This is a genomic window from Streptomyces monashensis, from assembly GCF_001866665.1.
Lineage (GTDB): Bacteria > Actinomycetota > Actinomycetes > Streptomycetales > Streptomycetaceae > Streptomyces > Streptomyces monashensis.
The window spans coordinates 32,347-49,330 of the sequence record NZ_MLYO01000011.1 but is presented as its reverse complement, the minus strand read 5'-3'; the positions used below and the strand labels follow the sequence as shown (position 1 = coordinate 49,330).

The following is a 16,984-nucleotide window of genomic DNA, read 5'->3' as shown; positions in this document are numbered from 1 at the left end:
GCAACCGCCGACACGGACCGTGCGCTGGGTGATGCCGGGCAGGTCCGGGTGCTCGGGCACGGGTGCTACCGAGGCGGCGAGTACCCCATCGGGATCGTCCCCCGCGGTGTCCAGGGCACGGACGTGCCACGAGGCGAACCGCTCGACGCCCACCCGCTCGAAGAGGGCGGCGTCGCACCGGAGGTCGAGGGCCGGTGCGGGACCTGTTGACGCTACGGGTCAGCAGGGCGAACGGGGGGCCATCCTCTCCTGACGACCCCAGCAGCTCACCAGACCGGCCACCCGCAGCACCCCGGCAAGCCACATCCCCGGTGCGCCGAGCGCACCACCCGCTACACTGGCGACGGCGAGCAGACCCTCACCGGTCCATCACCACCTGTCCAAAACATGCCAAGAACGGGCTCACGTACGCGATCTCGTTTTAGACACGTCTATCGACAGATCCCCGCCTTCGTAGCTCAGGGGATAGAGCACCGCTCTCCTAAAGCGGGTGTCGCAGGTTCGAATCCTGCCGGGGGCACCATGCATTACCGCTCTGACCTGGGGGTTTATCCCCCAGGGAGGGGTCCTGCTCGGCCTCGGACGTCTCGTCCGGGGCCGTTTGCGTGAGCGGTGCGTGAGCGCGGGCTGGTGCGCCGGAGACATGCGGTATGCAGATGGGGGCGGGGTGATCGCCCAGCAGCGCAAGCGCGGGGAAGATGTACGGATGTGGGCCGCCGACCTCTTCCAGGAGGGCGTGGAAGCCCCACGCGTCGCATGGCAGTTACGGGTGAGCGAGAAGTCGGTCTACCACTGGCGTCGCTGCTGGAAGGCCGGCGGCTGTAAGGTGCTGCGCTCCAGGGGCCCATCTGGCTACGACTGTGGCTCGGCCCGCACCTGCAGTCCAAACTCGCCGGCTGGCTGGACGAGGGGCCGATCTCGCACGGCTGGGCGGACGACCAGGTATGGACAGCCCCCTGGGTGCGCGCGCTGATCGGCCGGACGTTCCACCGCTCATACAGCGTCTCCGGCGTCACCCGGCTGCTGGACCGCATGGGCTACAGCGTGCAGATGCCCGGCCGGCAGTTGAACGCGATGAGGACGCAATCACCGCATGGCGGCAGGTGACCTGGTGGGAGGTAGAACCTTCTGGGCAGCGATCGGCGCTTTCATCTGCTTCGCGGACGAAACGGGTGTGACCGGCCGTTTGTCCAAGGGCCTCACCTGGGGCAGGCGCGGCATCACCCCTTGACGGTCTTGGTGGCCATGAGAGGTCTTTCCTGTTGAAAATGCCCCCTACACGCCGTCGCACGGCGGCGACCGAGGCCACGGCAGCCTGGGCACTGCGGCCGTTGGCCGAGGCGGCGTCGGGGTCGATGCCCGAGGTGACGTCGGGGGTGGATCAGGGGCAGTTCGGGGTTGATCCCGATACCCGGCGAGTCGGCGGCCGAACAGGATTGATCACGTCGCTGAGGACCGCTCAGCCAAGTGATCTCACGGAGTGCCCCCACATGAAGCCGCTCACCCGTCGTGCCGCCGCCCTCGGCCTGGCCTGCTCCGCCCTCGTCGGTGTCACCGCTGGATCGGGCGCATCGGCCTTCGCCGCCGACGGCACAAGCTCCAGCGCCGCGACGGCCTTTCCTGCGCTGAACCCGTCCGCGCTGGAGGCCGCCATCCAGACGCGGCCCTCCGACAACGCCTCCGGCGCGATCGCCCGGGTGGCCGAGCCGGGCCAGCTGTGGAAGGGCTCCACCATCGACAGCCAGACCGGCCGGAGAATCCCGGCGAACGCACACTTCCACGCCGGCAGCATCTCCAAGGTCTTCGAGACCACCGTCATCCTCCAACTCGCGGCAGAAGGCCGGATCGACCTCGACCAGACCGTCCAGCACTACATGCCCGGCCTGCTGCCTGACACCTTCCAGCCGATCACCGTCCGCGAGCTGATCAACTACACCAGCGGCCTCCCGAACGTGGACGAGGGCAAGCCCGCCGACAGCGCCGACGACACGATCGCCAACCGATACACCTACCGGACCTTCGACGAGATCATCCAGGACACCTTGCGCCCCGCCGACCGCCCGTGGCCCGGCCCGCACTTCGCCCCCGGTACCAAGCAGGAGTACAACTCCCTCGGCTTCCGGATCGCGGGCAAGCTCATCGAGCAGATCACCGGCAACTCCTTCAAGGAGGAGGTCACCGGCCGCATCCTGGAGCCACTGCACCTCGAACAGACCTCGGTGCCCGAGGACAACCCCACGATGCCCCGGCCCTACCTGCACGGCTACATGACCGACAGCCAGGGCGAGGCGGAGGACGTCAGCGAGCAGGGCGGCGACCCGTCCAACATGATCTCCACCCCGGCCGACCTGGACCACTTCATGACCGCGCTGTTCCGAGGCCGTCTGCTGCCCACCGCGCAGCAGAACGAACTGTTCACCCTGCCCAAGGACAACGAGGGCAAGCTCGTCCCGTTCGTCGGTGGCACCTCCTGCAACAAGGTGGCCTGCTTCGGCGCCGGCCTGATGTCCACACCGCTGCCGAACGGTGCCGTGCTCTGGGGAAAGACGGGCCACGACGACGGCTACGCCAACGGCATGTTCGCCACCCGTGATCTGTCCGTCCGCGCGGTCTACTCGGTCTCCAACCTGAGCCTCGACTTCGGCGCTCCCACCCCCCTGTCCAACCGCCTGCTTGCGGCAGTCCTGAATCCCACCACCTCGCACAACTGACTTCGCCCTGCACACCCAGCCGCCCGCGACATGGCCCGCCTGAGTGGCCTGACCTGGCCGCCAGCCGCACCTTTGCCCTCCAGGAGACGGACTTCGTGCGTGCGCGATGCGTGAGCGGACGGGGCGGCACAGGGCGTCACGAGCCGGATGAGGTGCGCCGCCGCAGGGCGCTGATCAGGGAGAACAGCAGACATCAACGCGGGCGGTCGCCCACGGTCGGGGCGGGCGTGATGCGGGCGGACGTCGCGGAGGCCGCGGGCTCGGTGACGCGGGTGAAGGAGCGACGGTTCTCGGGGTCAGAACGGCTTGGTCGGCAGGTACTTGCCGTCCAGCGTGATGACGGCGCGCTCGCCACCCTCGGGGTCGGCGACCTTGCGCACGTCCAGCTTGAAGTTGATCGCGGAGATGATGCCGTCCCCGAACTCCTCGTGGACCAGGGCCTTGAGGGTGGTGCCGTAGACCTGGAGCATCTCGTAGAAGCGGTAGATGGTCGGGTCGGTGGGGATGCCGCCGGGGATCGAGCCGCGGGTCGGGATGGTCCGGAGCAGCATCACCGCGTCCTCGTCCAGGCCCAGCAGCCCGGCGACGGCCCGGGCGGACTCCTCCGGCAGGGCGTGCTGGCCGAGCACCGCGGCGGTGGTGAACGCGACGGACAGGCCGGCGGCGTCGGCGATCTGCCGCCAGGAGAGGTTCTTGCGGGTCTTGGCGTCCACGGCGGCGTTGGCCAGGGCCTGACGGGCGGCGGGGTCGAACTGGGCGTGCGTCATGATCAGTACTTCCTTGTCTTCGCGGTGGGGGGTCGGGCAAAGGGGTCAGGCAGCCGGGGCCGGGGCCTCGGTGGGCAGGGGCGTCACGCGGCCGGTGCCGATGTCGTACACCCAGCCGTGCAGGGTGGCCCTCCGCTCCGCCAGGGCGCGGGCGACCGACGGGTGGGTGGCCAGGTTCGCCAGTTGCGCGAGCACGTTCTGCCGTACCAGGGACGGCACGTCTCCGGGGGCGGCGGTGCGGGCCCGGGAGGCGTCGGCGTGCCGCAGCCAGGTGGCGACCGCCGGGGCGTCGCTGAGGTCGTGCTCCTCGGCCAGGGCGGTCATCGCGCCGCACGCCGAGTGGCCGCAGACGACGATGTCGGTGACGCCGAGTGCGCCGACGGCGTACTCGATGCTGGCCGCCACTCCGTCGGCACCGGGGGTGTGCGGAGGGACCAGGTTGCCGGCGGTGCGGATGACGAACAGCTCACCGGGCTCGCACCCGGTGATCAGCTCGGGGACGACGCGGGCGTCGGAGCAGCCGATGAACAGCGTGTGGGGTGTGTGATGCGTGGCCAGACGGGCGAAGAGCTCCGCCTTGGCCGGGAAGACGTCCCGCTGGAAACGGGCGACGCCCTCGGCGAGGTCCTGCATGGGTCACTCCCTTCGGTGGTGACCGGCCCCTGCGGGCTGGCGAGATCCACCATGCACGACCTGCATCTATAGAGTCCAAGAGCTGTTGGCCATAGGAGTCAGTGGCCGTATCTATGGCCATGGCTACAGTGGTGCCCATGGCCGTCCTGGAACTGCGTCACCTGCGCTATCTGCTCGCCGTCGCCGAGCACGGCAGCTTCACCCGCGCCGCGGAGGAGCTGCACATCTCCCAGCCCACGCTCTCCCAGCAGGTCAAGCAGCTGGAGCGGACCCTGGGCGTGCAGCTGCTGGACCGCACCGGCCGCGCGGTACGGCTCACCGACGCCGGCGCCGTCTACACCGACCACGCCCGCCGCGCGCTGCGCGACCTGGCCGCCGCCGAACGCGCCGTCCACGACGTCCAGGACCTCTCCCGCGGCCATCTGCGCCTGGGCGTCACCCCCACCTTCACCGCCTACCTCGTCGGCCCGCTCACCGCCGCGCTCCACGCCCGCCACCCCGGCGTCAGCCTGGCCCTGACCGAGACGACCCAGGACCGTGTCGAAGCCGCCCTGCTCGCCGACGACCTCGACCTCGGCATCGCCTTCAGCGGCACCCACCTGCCCGGCGTCACCCCGACGCCGCTGTTCACCGAGACCCTCGGCCTCGTCACCGGCACCCACCACCTGCGGACGCTGCCGGAGCCCCTGCCGGTACAGGACCTGAGGGACGTGCAACTCGCGCTGCTCAGCGGTGACTTCGCCACCCGCGCCCACATCGACGCCTACTTCGCGCAAGCGCGGGCCGCCCCGCGCATCGCGGTCGAGGCCAACTCCGTGCAGGCCCTCACCGAGATCGTGCGGCGCACCCCGGTGGCGACCGTACTGCCCGACGCCGTCACCCACGACCACCCCCACCTCACCCCCGTCGCCCTCGACCCGCCGCTGCCCCCGCGCACCGTCACCCTCCTGCACCGCGAAGGCGCCTACCGCAGCGCCGCCGCCCGCGCCTTCGCCGAGCTCACCCACGACCTCGTCCGGACCCGCGGCTACGCCCCGCCTCGCTGACCCGATGTCACGGCCCGTACCCATGACGCGTTTTGACGGAGTCCTGACGCGGGGGTCGCATCCGGCCGGGCGCGGGTGGTGTCCTTTCCGGTGTCCGTACCGGCGCTCGTGCCGGTCGCGAGGAAGGGAGTGCCATGGAGGGCACCGTGGTGGCGGTCGTCGTGGTGGCATTGCTGCTGTTGCTCGTGCTGAAGAGCGGGATGCGGGTCGTCAACCAGGTGGAGCGCGGGGTGGTGTTCCGGTGGGGGAAGGCACTGCCGAACCACCGGCAGCCCGGTGTCACCTTCCTGATCCCGTTCGCCGACCGGATGCGCAAGGTGAACGTGCAGATCGTGACCATGCCCGTGCCCACCCAGGAGGGCATCACCAAGGACAACGTGTCGGTGAAGGTCGACGCCGTCGTCTACTTCCGGGTGACCGACCCGGTGCGGGCGGCCATCGAGGTGCAGGACTACGTCTTCGCCGTCGGGCAGGTCGCCCAGTCCTCCCTGCGGTCCATCATCGGCAAGAGCGATCTGGACGACCTGCTCAGCGACCGGGAGCGGTTGCACGAAGGGCTGGCGCTGATGATCGACAGCCCGGCCGCCGGGTGGGGCATCCACATCGACCGCGTCGAGATCAAGGACGTCCAGCTGCCCGAGTCGCTGAAGCGGTCCATGTCGCGGCAGGCCGAGGCCGAGCGGGAGCGGCGGGCCCGGGTCATCACCGCCGACGGCGAGTTCCAGGCCGCGCAGCAGCTCGCCAACGCGTCCCGGATCATGTCGGACACGCCCGAGGCCATGCAGCTGCGTCTCCTCCAGACCGTCGTCGAGGTGGCCGCCGAGAAGAACTCCACGCTCGTCATGCCGTTCCCCGTCGAGCTGCTGCGCTACTTCGACCGGGCCGTGCAGAAGATCGACGCGGACCTCAACCCCGACGCACCCCAGCCGTCCCGGTCGCCCCAGCCGTCCCAGCCGTCCCAGCCGTCCCAGCCGCCGCAGCAGGCCCCGGCTCCTGCTTCAGCGCCGGCTCAGGCCCCGGAGAGCGGCGGCCGGCCGTAACCAGCGCCAGTGTGACCAGGACCGAGCCCGCCGCCATCGTCGTCATCCCCGCGGCGGGCGAGGTGACCTGGGCCACCGTGCCGGCCAGCGTCGCGCTCACGCCCTGCATGGTCAGCATGCCCGCGGAGTGCAACCCCAGGGCCTGACCGGCGAGTTCGTCAGGCGTCAGCTCCATCAGCCGTTCCTGCTGGACGAGGCTCGCGCCGAAGCCGGCCGACGCGAGCGTCACGCACACCATCGCCACCGGCAGCGGCGGGTGCGCGGCGAACAGCAGGTACGGCGCCGCCAGCAGGAGCAGCAGCGGGGCGGCGAGGCGGCGGCGCACCGTGGGCGGCAGCAGCCGGCCCACCGTCACGTCCCCGGCGAACATGCCGAGCGCCCCGCAGGCGAACAGGGTGCCGGCCGCGTGCGGGGCGTACGACACGTAGAGCGACTCGCAGCCGACCACCAAGCCGTTGGGCAGCCACAGGCCCAGATAGGTCAGGCGGCGCGAACGGGACGACCACAGCAGGGCGTTGGCGCGCCAGGTCGCCCACGCGGAGGGGCGGCCCGTGGTGCGGGGCGGGCGGGCGGTCAGGGCGAGGCGCAGCACCAGCGCCGCCGTCAGGTACAGGGCGGCCGACAGCAGGAGACAGACCCTCGGGGAGAGCGCGGTCAGCAGGACGCCGCCGGTGGCGAACCCGGCGATCTGCATGAGTCCGCTCATCATGTTGAACAGCGAACGCCCGGGCAGATAGCCCTCCTTGGCCAGGATCTCGTTCAGCAGGCCCCAGCGGACCCCGCCGCCGAGCGAGGCCACAAGGCCCAGGACGAGGACGACGGCGAAGACCACGCCGATCGGCAGACCGGGCAGCGCCTGGAACGCCGTACCGGCCGCGAAGGCCAGCGCGATCGCCGACAGCGCCGTACGCGGCGGAAGGCGGTCGGCGCCGGACAGCAGGACCGTCGCGCCCAGCACCTGGGCGAGCGACGGGCCGAACACGCTCACCGCGGACAGCAGCGGGGAGCCCGTCGCCCGGTACACGAGCGTGGCGAGGGCGAGCCCGCCGACCGTCTGCGCGGCGGTCTGCGCGGCCGTGCCGAGGAAGAGGGGGGTGAACTCCGGGGTGCGGAAGAGGTCGCGGTAGGAGGGCATGCTCCGGAGTGTCGGGGCGCTGCGGCAGGGCCGTTATTGTTTCGCCACCACGCGAAAGGTCGTACCGGGGGTGTGTTGTGGGGTGGTGGCAGCTCAACGCGGACACGCTGGCCGGGAGCCGGTTCGTGATCTCACGGCTCGCCGAGACCTTCGCGTCGCTGCGGCTGCTGCACGTCGGTGACGTGGCGCATCCCGGCGAGCGGACGTGGCTGGGCCGTCATCTGCCCGGCTACCGTGCGCTGTTGGCGGCGGACCCGGTGACGGAGCCGCTGGTACGGGCCGGGCTCGGGCGGGAGTGGATAGCGGACTTCCTGACGCCCGCCCCGCGCGGCGGGGAGGCCTTCGCGGAGGAGGTCGCCCGGGTCCGCTCGACGCCGCCCGCCGTGGCCCGCGCCCATCTGCGCACCGCCCTCGCCGGTCCGCTCCCGGCCGGGCTGGAGCGGGACGATCTGCCCGAGCGGGCGGCCGTGCTGCTGGAGTGGGTGTGGGAGGAGACCGTACGGCCGTACTGGGAGCGGCGCCGGCGGGTGCTGGAGGCGGACGTGGTCGCGCGGACGGCGCAGGTGAGCCGGGGCGGCTGGGCGAGTGTCCTGGACGCGCTGCGGCCCGGGCGGACGCGCTGGCTGGGCGAGAACCGGCTCCAGATCAATCTGCACGAGTACCCGCCGCGCGAGATCTCCGGCGCCGAACTGCTCTTCGTGCCGGTGACCGTGCAGCGGGCGGGGTGGGTGGCCTGGGACGACGGGGTGCGGTACGCGGCGGTCTACCCCTGCGCGGGCGTTCTCGCCGACACCGGCGCCCGCACCGTCCCGGCGGGCCTCGGCGCACTGCTCGGCCCGGCCCGGGCCGCCGTCCTGGTCCTCCTCGGCTCCCCCGTGAGCACCACCCAGCTGACCGCGCTGACCGGCCAGGGGCTGGGCTCGGTGGGCCGCCATCTGAAGGTGCTCCGGGAGGCCGGCCTGGCGGAGCGGTGGCGGGCGGGCCGCTCGGTCCTGTACGGGCGGACACCGGCGGGCGACGTCCTGGTGGAGGCCGCGGGCACGGGCCCCGACGAAGACCCCGGGGGGCAGGGCTAGCCTTCGGGCATGACGACTGCTGACCACACCCCCCTGAATGTCGAGATCGGCGCGCTCACCGGCGGGCCCGCCGAGCTGACCCGGTACGCCGGCCAGGCCGTGCTCATCGTGAACGTGGCCTCCAAGTGCGGCCTGACGCCGCAGTACACGGGCCTGGAGAAGCTCCAGGAGCGGTACGGCGCGCAGGGCTTCACCGTCCTCGGTGTGCCCTGCAACCAGTTCCTCGGGCAGGAGCCCGGCAGCGCCGAGGAGATCGCGGAGTTCTGCTCGGCGACGTACGGCGTGACCTTCCCGCTCACCGAGAAAGTGGAGGTGAACGGCGAGGGCCGGCACCCGCTGTACGAGCGGCTGGTCGGCTTCGCGGACGCCGAGGGGCACAGCGGGGACATCCGCTGGAACTTCGAGAAGTTCCTGATCGGCCGGGACGGCCAGGTCGTGGCGCGCTTCTCGCCGCAGACCGAGCCGGAGTCCGCCGAGGTCGTGACGGCCATCGAGGCCCAGCTGGGCTGACCGGTTGACCTTGCCCCTGGGGCAAGGCCGAGCGTCCCTGTCACCGGGCGGACCGCGCCCGGTGACGGAGGATGCTCTCGTGGACGACGAACTGCTCACGATCGGCGCGTTCGCCGCACGGGCCCGGCTGTCGGCCAAGGCCCTGCGGCTGTACGACCGGCTCGGCCTGCTGACCCCGGCGCATGTCGACGAGGTCAGCGGCTACCGCCGCTACCGCGCCGACCAGGTCGAACGCGCCCGTCTGGTGGCCCTGCTGCGGCAGCTGGACATGCCGCTCGCGCGGATCGCCGAGGTGGTCGGGGCGGAGAGCGGCGCCCAGGCCGCCGAGCGGCTGGCCGGCTGGTGGGCGGGCGTGGAGACGCGGGTGGCCGGGCAGCGGACCCTCGCCGAGTACCTCCGTGGACGACTGTCGGGGAGGAGCTCCGAGATGTACGGGAAGTTCGTGGTCGAGACCGTCGACGTACCGGCACAGCTGGTGATCACCGAGTCGCGGCACACGCTCGCGGACGAGCTGCCGACGTGGATCGGCGGGTCGCTGGAGCGGCTGGTGGGCGCCGCGCGGGAGTGCGGGGGCGTGACCGGGGCGCCGTTCGTGGTCTACCACGCCGAGGTGTCGATGGAGAGCGACGGGCCGGCCGAGTCCTGCGTGCCGGTGGCCGACGAGGCGGCGGCGCGGGTGTGGGCCGAGTCCGCCGGGTGGGCCCGGCGGACGCGGGTGCGGGTGGAGCCGGCCGCGCGGCTGGCCTTCACGCGGATCACCAAGGCGCAGGTCGCGCATCCGCAGATCCTGGCCGCCTTCGAGGCGGTGGAGCAGTGGATGGCGGGGCAGGGGCTGGAGATGGCCGGGCCGTGCCGAGAGGTCTACTTCGCCGACTGGGACACGGCCGGGCCGGAGGACCCGGTGTGTGACGTGGCCTTTCCAGTGACCCGATAGGAGTCGCCGGACAGCACCGAGCCCTCTCGGCAAGGACGGCGACCGGTCGAGAGGGCTCTGTGGGAGGTGGTGCTGTGCGGTTGTGTCGTCGGTGGGCTCTACGGACGTTGCGGTCCTCGTCAGCGACGCCGAAGGTCAGGGAGAGCCCCCTAGGCCTTGACCGTGGCCACGAAGGCGTTCCAGGCGTCGGCGGGGAAGGCCAGGACCGGCCCCGCGACGTCCTTGGAGTCACGGACGGACAGCTCGGCGGCGGTGGCCGACCTGACCTCCACGCAGGCGCCGTTGCCCGCCGAGTAGGAGGACTTCATCCACGTCTCCGAAGCGCCCTGAATCAGTGCCATGTCCACTCCTGTTGTGCGAGTTGCGATGGTGCGGTTCACGCCAACCTTCTTGGCTGATTGGCGTGATCGACGCTACCGGGCAACTGCCACTGCTGGAGTAGTCGTTCACTCGACCGGATGGCATATTCCAGGTGGGCCTTCCAATGGAGTGGACCGGCGGTGTAAGATCTCGCGCCTTTCGTGACACCGGCTCAGTCCGCGTACTCCTTGGCCACCTTCGCAATGAACTGCCGGGATTGCTCCACATTGAGGGACTGCGCCCGCAAGTGCTCGTACATCACGGCGTACTTCTGCACGTCCTGGGCCTTCTCCAGGTACAGGTCGCTGGTGACGCCCTCCAGGTAGACCACGCTGGAGTCGGCCGCGTCGGTGAACTCCAGGATCGCGTACTGCCCGTTGAGCCCCGGATGCGCGCCCACCTCGAACGGCAGGACCTGCACGGTGACATGCGGCAGCTGCGACATCTCGATGAGGTGGTCGAGCTGTTCGCGCATCACCAGCCTGCTGCCGACGACCCGGCGCAGCGCCGCCTCGTCGAGCACCACCCACAGCCGGAGCGGGGTGCCCTCGGCGGTGATACGTTCCTGTCGGCGCAGGCGCACCTGCACACGCTTCTCGATGTCGGCCGGCGACGTCTCCGGCAGGGCACCCTGGACGAGCGCCTCGGCATAGGCGTGGGTCTGCAACAGACCGGTCACCAGCTGGGGTTCGTACACCCGCAGCGACTCGGCGTCGGTCTCCAGTCCGATGTACACGCTGTACGGGATGTCCCCGAACGTGTGCCACCAGCCCTGCTGGCGCGAGTCCCTGGCCATCTCCATCAGCGAGTCGACGATCCGCTGGTCCTCGACCTCGTACACCCCGCACAGGTCACGCACGTCGCGCTGGCTGATGCTTCTGCGGCCGTTCTCCAGCCGACTGATCTTCGACTGCGAAACGAGCAGCCGCTCCGCAACCTCCTCGGCCGTCATGCCCTTGAGCTCGCGGAGCCTGCGCAGCTCCTGGCCGAGCCGGCGCCGCCTGACGGTGGGATTGACATTGGACGCCACGGGACGTGCACCTCCGGCTGCCTGCCTGTTGCTTAACACTTTCCGTATCTGCTGTTGAGCAGACTGCCACCAAGGTGCTTTCTACCGCTGGGAAACGAGGGATATGCGGCGCGTGCACGTCAGTTCGCCACCTCCCGCCACACATGCAGTCGAGCGGGACGGCGAGACGCCTCTCGAATCGAGGGTCTCACCGTCCCGCTCCGACCAGCGGCTCCCGAACCGGGTCTGGGGGGACCGGCGTTACGGCCTAGTGGGCCACGGCGCGTGCCATGGACCCGCGGTGCGGCTGCATCGGAACCCCGCGTGCGGGTTCCGGCGCGGTCCTGGCGCCGACCGCGCCCTGCCGCCCGGCGGCGGCGGGAGCGCGGCGCGGCTGTGCGGCCGCACCGTTCTGGACGTCCATCACGGCGTGCGCGACGAGCCCGCCCATCGGATCGTGCCGGATCAGGTCCCGCAGCCGGGAGCGGGACGAGCGGCCCTCGTTCCCCGGATACAGGTGCTTTCCGAGCCCGACGGCGTGCGCCAGCGCGGCGAGTGCCGCGGTCCGCGGGTCCGGCGGTACGCCGGTGCGGATCGCGGAATCCAGCCGGGCCCTGATCTCCCGGCTGATGGCGGTGTCCGTCGCCTGGTAGCGCGTCGTCGGCAGCACCCCGCACATCTGACCCGGCACGGCGGCGACCATGCCGCACCGCTCCAGATGCGAGAGATACGTCTGCCGGAGCCCCAGCCGGGGCCCGCCGATCCAGTGGACGGCACGCACGGGAGCGCCGCGCCTGCGCAGCAACTCCAACGCGGAGTCCAGTGTTGGATCTCCAGTCGGCCGTGGGGCTACCACGGCGATACGATCCCCGTCTGGGGCTATCCGTCCGGCCAGCGCCAGCTCCACTAGCTGTGCTCCGGCCAGACCGAGGTCGAGCGACTGCGGCTGCGCAGTGGTACCCGTGGCCGGGTCCAATGCGAGCAGCAGAAGCTCCTCCGGAATTGTTCTGCGGCTCCTGCCCATCCATGCCTCCCCGCGTGGATGAATGACAGGGTGACCCCTCTCACATTGGTCTGTCGAGGGCGCGTGACCGGTTCGTGAGGGAACCGGTAGGTATGTCGTTCTCGTCTACCGCAGTGGCCAAGCCCTCACACAGGACACTGGTACATGGTTCGGACAGGGCGCGCGGACAGAGCCGTGCGCCGCACGGAGGAGGCATCGGTGGCGGGCGAGTCCCCCGACAGGTCGAAGCAGCGCGAGTCGTCGGCGGAACCGACGCCGGGGAATGGGGGCTCGGTTCCCGAGACCCCCGATCCGCGCCTCGCGGTCTCCCGGGAAAAGGATTCCTCGGGCGGCGGCGTGGACACGGCGACGAAGATCCTGACGGTGCGGGACACCGCCGAGTCCGATGCCGACGCGGCCGATACGACCGACGCCGCCGACCCGGCCGACTCCGGTGAGCGCGCCGAGACCGAGTCGACGACCGCCTCCGAGGCGGACGCCGCCCTGCGCGACGCGGTGTCCGCCTGGGTGCGCGGAGCCGACGGGGACACGAAGTCCGCTGACCCGAAGAGCGCGAAGAGCACGGAGCCGGAGGACACCGCGGACACCGCCCCGGAGACCGAGGCCGACACGGCCGCCGAGACCGACACAGAAGCGCTTGCAGATGCGAAGGACAGCATCGAGGACGAGGACGGGGATACCGAGAAGGCCGACACCGAGGCGGAGTCGAAGGCCGAGGACGCCGTGACGGCCGACGCCGAGGCCGACGCGGAGGCCGAGGACGCCGAGGTCGAGGACGCCGAGGTCGATGCCGAGGCTCCCGAGGCTCGCGAGGCGGCCGAGAAGACCGAGGCGGGCGCGGAGGCCGAGAAGATCGAGGCGGGCGCGGAGGCCGAGAAGGCCGAGGCGGGCGCGGAGGCCGAGAAGACCGAGGCCGCCGAGGCCACTGAGGCCGACGGCGCCCCCGAGAAGCCTGAGGACGGCGGCGGACCGGGTGCCGACGACGGCGAGGACGCCCCGTCGAAGGCGTCCGCAAAGGACGACGAGGCCGAGGCGGCCGACGGTCGCGCCGACGCGCCGCAGGCGAAGGCCGTCGACCAGCCGACCGCTGTTTTCAAGACCGTGCGCAAGCCGCAGGTCGACCAGCCGACGACCATGCTCAAGCTGGGCGGCGCCGCCAAGTCCCCCAAGGCCCCCGAGTCTCCGCAGGACCCCGCGTCCGACCCCGAGCGCACCAGCAAGTTCGTCGCGCTCAAGCCGGATCTGCGGGAGCCGAAGCCGGAGGCCAAGGCCGATGTCACCACCCCGGTCCCGCAGGTCGGCCCGGAGCGGACGACGCAGCAGCCCCTGCCGCCCAAGCCCCCGCTGGACCTGCTGGCGGAGCTGACGAACACGCCGCCGCCCCCGGAGACCCCGGTCCGCACGCTCGTGCGCCGGGTCAAGATCTGGACCCCGCTCGTCGCGCTGCTGGCGATCGTCTTCGTCGTCGTACAGGCGCTGCGCCCGCTGCCGTCCCCCACGCTCGCGCTGACCGCGAAGGACAGCTACACCTTCGACGGCGGCGCGGTGAGCCTGCCCTGGCCGAGCGAGGGCCAGGGCTGGATGGACGGCGACGGCATCGGCACGATGGGCCACTTCGGCACGCAGACGCCGGTCGCGATCGGCTCGGTGGCCAAGACGATGACCTCGTACATCATCCTGCGCGACCACCCGCTGAAGCCCGGCGAGGAGGGCCCGAGGATAAAGGTCGACTCGACGGCCGAGAAGGAGGGCGGCTACGACAAGAGCGGCGAGTCCACCCTCAACACGATCAAGGCCGGTGACTACCTCACCGAGAAGCAGGCCCTGTCGGCCGTCATGATCCCCTCCGCGAACAACATCGCCCGGCTGCTGGCGCGCTGGGACGCGGGCTCGGAGGCGGCGTTCGTCACGAAGATGAACGCGACCGCCAAGGAGCTGGGGATGACGCACACGACGTACACCGACCCCTCGGGTCTGAAGGAGACCACGGTCTCCACGGCCGAGGACCAGGTGAAGATCGGCCGCGCGGTCGTGAAGATCCCCGCCCTGGTGGCCATCACCAGCGCGGCCAGCTGGACGGACCCCTCCGGCAAGAACTGGCCCAACTGGAACGCGCTGCCCTACCGCATGGGCGCGATCGGCATCAAGACCGGCAGCACCACCGCGGCCGGCGGCAACCTGCTCTTCGCCTCCCGCAAGTCGGTCGGCGGCCAGACGGTCACGATCGTCGGCGCGATCCTCGGCCAGCACAAGCCGTCGATCCTCGACACGGTCAACCAGGTCAGCCAGACCGCGCTGACCGGCGCCCAGCAGGCGCTGACCGGCGCGAAGATCCTGAAGAAGGGTGACGTGGTCGGCTACGTGGACGACCAGCTCGGCGGGCAGACACCGATCGTGGTCACCGAGGACGTCACCGCGGTCGGCTGGTCCGGGCTGAAGGTGAAGCTGTCCTTCGCCTCCGACACCGTTCCGCACACCGCGAAGGCCGGCACCACGGTGGGCACGCTGACCGTGGGTGACGGCTCGGCCGGAGCGGTGAAGGTTCCGGTGGCCCTCCAGAAGGATCTCGCCGAGCCCGGTTTCGGCGCGAAGCTCATGCGCGTGAGCTGACCCGCCCGGGCGGCCGCGCCGCCCCGCACCGCCCCCGCACCCCGTCGTCGGAGCCCCACCCGGGAGCCCGGCGGCGGGGTGCGTGCTAGCGTCACGAATCGGGGCAGGTCGTCGGTCACGGGACGGGGCGGCCAACAGGACGAGAAGCGGCCGAGAACACCTCGGGACCCACGGGGAACCTCCGAGGGACGCGGCCGAGAACAGAAGACGGGACACGGGGAGTGCCTTCAGGTGGCCACAGCGGAGCCGACACGCGCCGACGACGCCGATCCGGGCCCGGGAAACCCCCCGGGGTCCGGCCCGCGAATACGCGTGCCCGCAGCTGACGCGGACCTGTCCACGGCCGACGCGGACGGTCGTGGCGACGACGTACGGCCGGGCAGGCTCGCGCGTCTCCTCGTCGCCGCCGAGCCCCTGCGGCAGCGGATGCTCCGGCATCCCGTGCTGTCGGTCACCGCGCTCGCGGGGGTCCTGCACATCATCTGGTTCTTCACGTTCGCGAACAGCGGTGGCGATCTCGCGGCGCAGGACGCCTGGGCGGAGTTCGTCGGCCGGCACCCGGACTCGGCGTACAACCTCGCCTGGTACGGCGGCATGCACCCGGTGTCGTACAGCGTCGTCTCGCCGTATCTGATGGCCGTCCTCGGCGTGCGTACGACGATGATGATCGCCGGGACGGTCTCGGCGGGCCTGCTGACCATGGTCCTGATCCGCAGCCGGGCGGTGCGCAACCCGCTGTGGGCCTCGCTCGCCGGGGTCTTCGCGCTGCTGGCCAACGCGGTCTCGGGCCGGGTGACCTTCGGTCTCGGCACGATGTTCGGGCTCGGCGCGGTCGCGGCGGTGTTCTGCTGGCCGCACCGGTGGCGGCACAGACGCCGGTCGAAGGCGGCGGTGGCCGCGACGCTGGCCGCGCTGTCGACCATGGCCTCGCCGGTCTCGGGACTGTTCGTGGGGTTCGTGGCGGTCGCGCTGTTCCTGCAGAAGCGGCGGCCGGGCACCTGGTCGCTGGGGCTCGCCCCGGCAGCGGTGGTCGCCGCCTCCTACTTCCTCTTCCCGTTCTCCGGCACCCAGCCGATGACGTTCGGGTCGGTGGTCATGCCGCTGCTGTACGGCCTGCTGTGCCTGTTCCTGGTGCCGAAGCAGTGGATCACCGTGCGGCTGACGGCCGCCGTCTACAGCCTCAGCGTGGTGCTGGTGTGGCTGATCAGCTCGCAGATCGGGTCGAACATCGCGCGGCTGCCGATGCTGTTCGCGGGTGCGGCGCTGATCGCGGCGCTGCCGTTCACGGTGCCGAAGTCGCGCCAGTGGTATCTGACCGTGCTGGCGTTCCTGGGCTTCGTCGGCTGGGTCGGCTACAAGTCGGTCGACGACATCATCCACACCACCCCGGCCGCGTCGTGGGCGCGCGAGCTGGCGCCGCTGGTGAACCAGCTCCAGAAGGCCGGCGCCGAGAAGGGGCGGGTCGAGGTGGTCCCGGCGCGCTCGCACCGGGAGGCCTCCGCGCTCGCGCCGTACGTCAACCTGGCGCGCGGCTGGAACCGGCAGGCCGACATGGAGCGCAATCCGCTCTTCTACGACGACACGCTCAACTCGGCGAACTACCACGAGTGGCTCCAGCGGTGGGCCGTGCACTTCGTGGTGCTGCCGAAGGACAACCCGGACGGGGACGGCGGTGTGCGGGAGCGGGCGCTGCTGCAGCGCGGGATGCCGTATCTGAAGCAGGTCTGGGGCGATGCCAACTGGCAGCTGTTCCAGGTGACCGACCCGACGCCGCTCGCCGAGCCGAACGCGGTGGTGGACCGGGCCGAGCAGGGCGAGATGACGCTGCGGGTGCGCAAGGCCGGGCGGATCCTGATCCGCATCCCGTACTCGCCGTGGCTGAGCATCGTCGACGAGCACGGCAAGAGCGTGAAGCCGCCGCAGGAGACGGACGCCTCCAAGCACCGGGCCGACGGCACGCCGAAGTCGTACGACAACCTCAACGGGTGTCTGGCGGAGACGCCGCAGGACGCGAACGGCGACAAGTGGACGATGCTGCTGGCGCCGCGGGCGGGAACCTACCGGCTGGCGGCGCCGTACCAGCTGCCTCGCGGCACTCCCTGTCCGGATGAGCTGAGGCCGCGGTGAGG

At 71.2% G+C, this 16,984-nt stretch carries 13 protein-coding genes, 1 tRNA gene and 2 pseudogenes; 10 read left to right on the top strand and 6 right to left on the bottom strand.

Annotated features, from left to right (window positions below):
* Positions 1–447: 447 nt before the first annotated feature.
* The 3 genes and pseudogenes from BIV23_RS03820 (at position 448) to BIV23_RS03810 (ending at position 2,711) form a co-directional block, all read left to right on the top strand.
* Positions 448–523, top strand: a tRNA-Arg gene (locus tag BIV23_RS03820).
* A gap of 120 nt (positions 524–643) precedes the next feature.
* Positions 644–1,228: pseudogene (locus tag BIV23_RS53840) on the top strand (helix-turn-helix domain-containing protein); the annotation flags it as partial.
* Between the two features lie 262 nt (positions 1,229–1,490).
* On the top strand, positions 1,491–2,711 hold the full coding sequence (locus BIV23_RS03810; protein ID WP_071379296.1) for a serine hydrolase domain-containing protein: 1,221 nt from the start codon (positions 1,491–1,493) through the stop codon (positions 2,709–2,711).
* A 296-nt stretch (positions 2,712–3,007) separates the two neighbouring features.
* Here BIV23_RS03810 and cynS read toward each other — a convergent pair whose 3' ends face one another.
* The gene (gene cynS, locus BIV23_RS03805; protein WP_071379295.1) at positions 3,008–3,478 is read right to left on the bottom strand and encodes a cyanase; all 471 of its coding nucleotides are present in this window, start codon (positions 3,476–3,478) and stop codon (positions 3,008–3,010) included.
* Between the two features lie 45 nt (positions 3,479–3,523).
* The gene (locus tag BIV23_RS03800) at positions 3,524–4,111 is read right to left on the bottom strand and encodes a carbonic anhydrase (protein WP_071379294.1); all 588 of its coding nucleotides are present in this window, start codon (positions 4,109–4,111) and stop codon (positions 3,524–3,526) included.
* A 137-nt stretch (positions 4,112–4,248) separates the two neighbouring features.
* On the opposite strand from BIV23_RS03800, the gene cynR reads away from it, so the two are divergent.
* Positions 4,249–5,157 (top strand): transcriptional regulator CynR, encoded by a 909-nt coding sequence (gene cynR, locus BIV23_RS03795; protein WP_071379455.1) that lies wholly within the window; start codon positions 4,249–4,251, stop codon positions 5,155–5,157.
* A gap of 134 nt (positions 5,158–5,291) precedes the next feature.
* Positions 5,292–5,816, top strand: a pseudogene (locus BIV23_RS03790) (SPFH domain-containing protein); the annotation flags it as partial.
* Between the two features lie 247 nt (positions 5,817–6,063).
* On the opposite strand, the gene BIV23_RS03785 reads toward BIV23_RS03790, so the two are convergent.
* On the bottom strand, positions 6,064–7,332 hold the full coding sequence (locus tag BIV23_RS03785; RefSeq protein WP_245790347.1) for an MFS transporter: 1,269 nt from the start codon (positions 7,330–7,332) through the stop codon (positions 6,064–6,066).
* A gap of 77 nt (positions 7,333–7,409) precedes the next feature.
* On the opposite strand from BIV23_RS03785, the gene BIV23_RS53115 reads away from it, so the two are divergent.
* From BIV23_RS53115 to BIV23_RS03770, 3 genes are all read left to right on the top strand, one after another.
* Positions 7,410–8,408 (top strand): ArsR/SmtB family transcription factor, encoded by a 999-nt coding sequence (locus tag BIV23_RS53115; protein WP_071379293.1) that lies wholly within the window; start codon positions 7,410–7,412, stop codon positions 8,406–8,408.
* Positions 8,409–8,417: 9 nt separating this feature from the next.
* Complete coding sequence (locus tag BIV23_RS03775; protein WP_071379292.1) at positions 8,418–8,918, top strand: glutathione peroxidase; 501 nt, start codon at positions 8,418–8,420, stop codon at positions 8,916–8,918.
* A 61-nt stretch (positions 8,919–8,979) separates the two neighbouring features.
* The gene (locus tag BIV23_RS03770; protein ID WP_071379291.1) at positions 8,980–9,852 is read left to right on the top strand and encodes a MerR family transcriptional regulator; all 873 of its coding nucleotides are present in this window, start codon (positions 8,980–8,982) and stop codon (positions 9,850–9,852) included.
* A gap of 149 nt (positions 9,853–10,001) precedes the next feature.
* Here BIV23_RS03770 and BIV23_RS03765 read toward each other — a convergent pair whose 3' ends face one another.
* The 3 genes from BIV23_RS03765 to BIV23_RS03755 all read right to left on the bottom strand — a co-directional run bounded on the left by BIV23_RS03765 (position 10,002) and on the right by BIV23_RS03755 (position 12,245).
* Complete coding sequence (locus tag BIV23_RS03765; RefSeq protein WP_071379290.1) at positions 10,002–10,193, bottom strand: DUF397 domain-containing protein; 192 nt, start codon at positions 10,191–10,193, stop codon at positions 10,002–10,004.
* Between the two features lie 191 nt (positions 10,194–10,384).
* A complete protein-coding gene (locus BIV23_RS03760) occupies positions 10,385–11,242 on the bottom strand; it encodes a helix-turn-helix domain-containing protein (protein ID WP_071379289.1) in 858 nt (285 codons plus the stop codon).
* A gap of 247 nt (positions 11,243–11,489) precedes the next feature.
* A complete protein-coding gene (locus BIV23_RS03755) occupies positions 11,490–12,245 on the bottom strand; it encodes a GOLPH3/VPS74 family protein (RefSeq protein WP_071379288.1) in 756 nt (251 codons plus the stop codon).
* A gap of 174 nt (positions 12,246–12,419) precedes the next feature.
* On the opposite strand from BIV23_RS03755, the gene BIV23_RS03750 reads away from it, so the two are divergent.
* Together BIV23_RS03750 and BIV23_RS03745 are read left to right on the top strand one after the other, a co-directional pair.
* Positions 12,420–14,855 (top strand): D-alanyl-D-alanine carboxypeptidase, encoded by a 2,436-nt coding sequence (locus BIV23_RS03750; protein WP_245790346.1) that lies wholly within the window; start codon positions 12,420–12,422, stop codon positions 14,853–14,855.
* 231 nt (positions 14,856–15,086) lie between these two features.
* Entirely contained in the window at positions 15,087–16,982 is a 1,896-nt protein-coding gene (locus BIV23_RS03745) for an MFS transporter (protein WP_177239696.1), read from the top strand.
* Positions 16,983–16,984 lie beyond the last annotated feature (2 nt).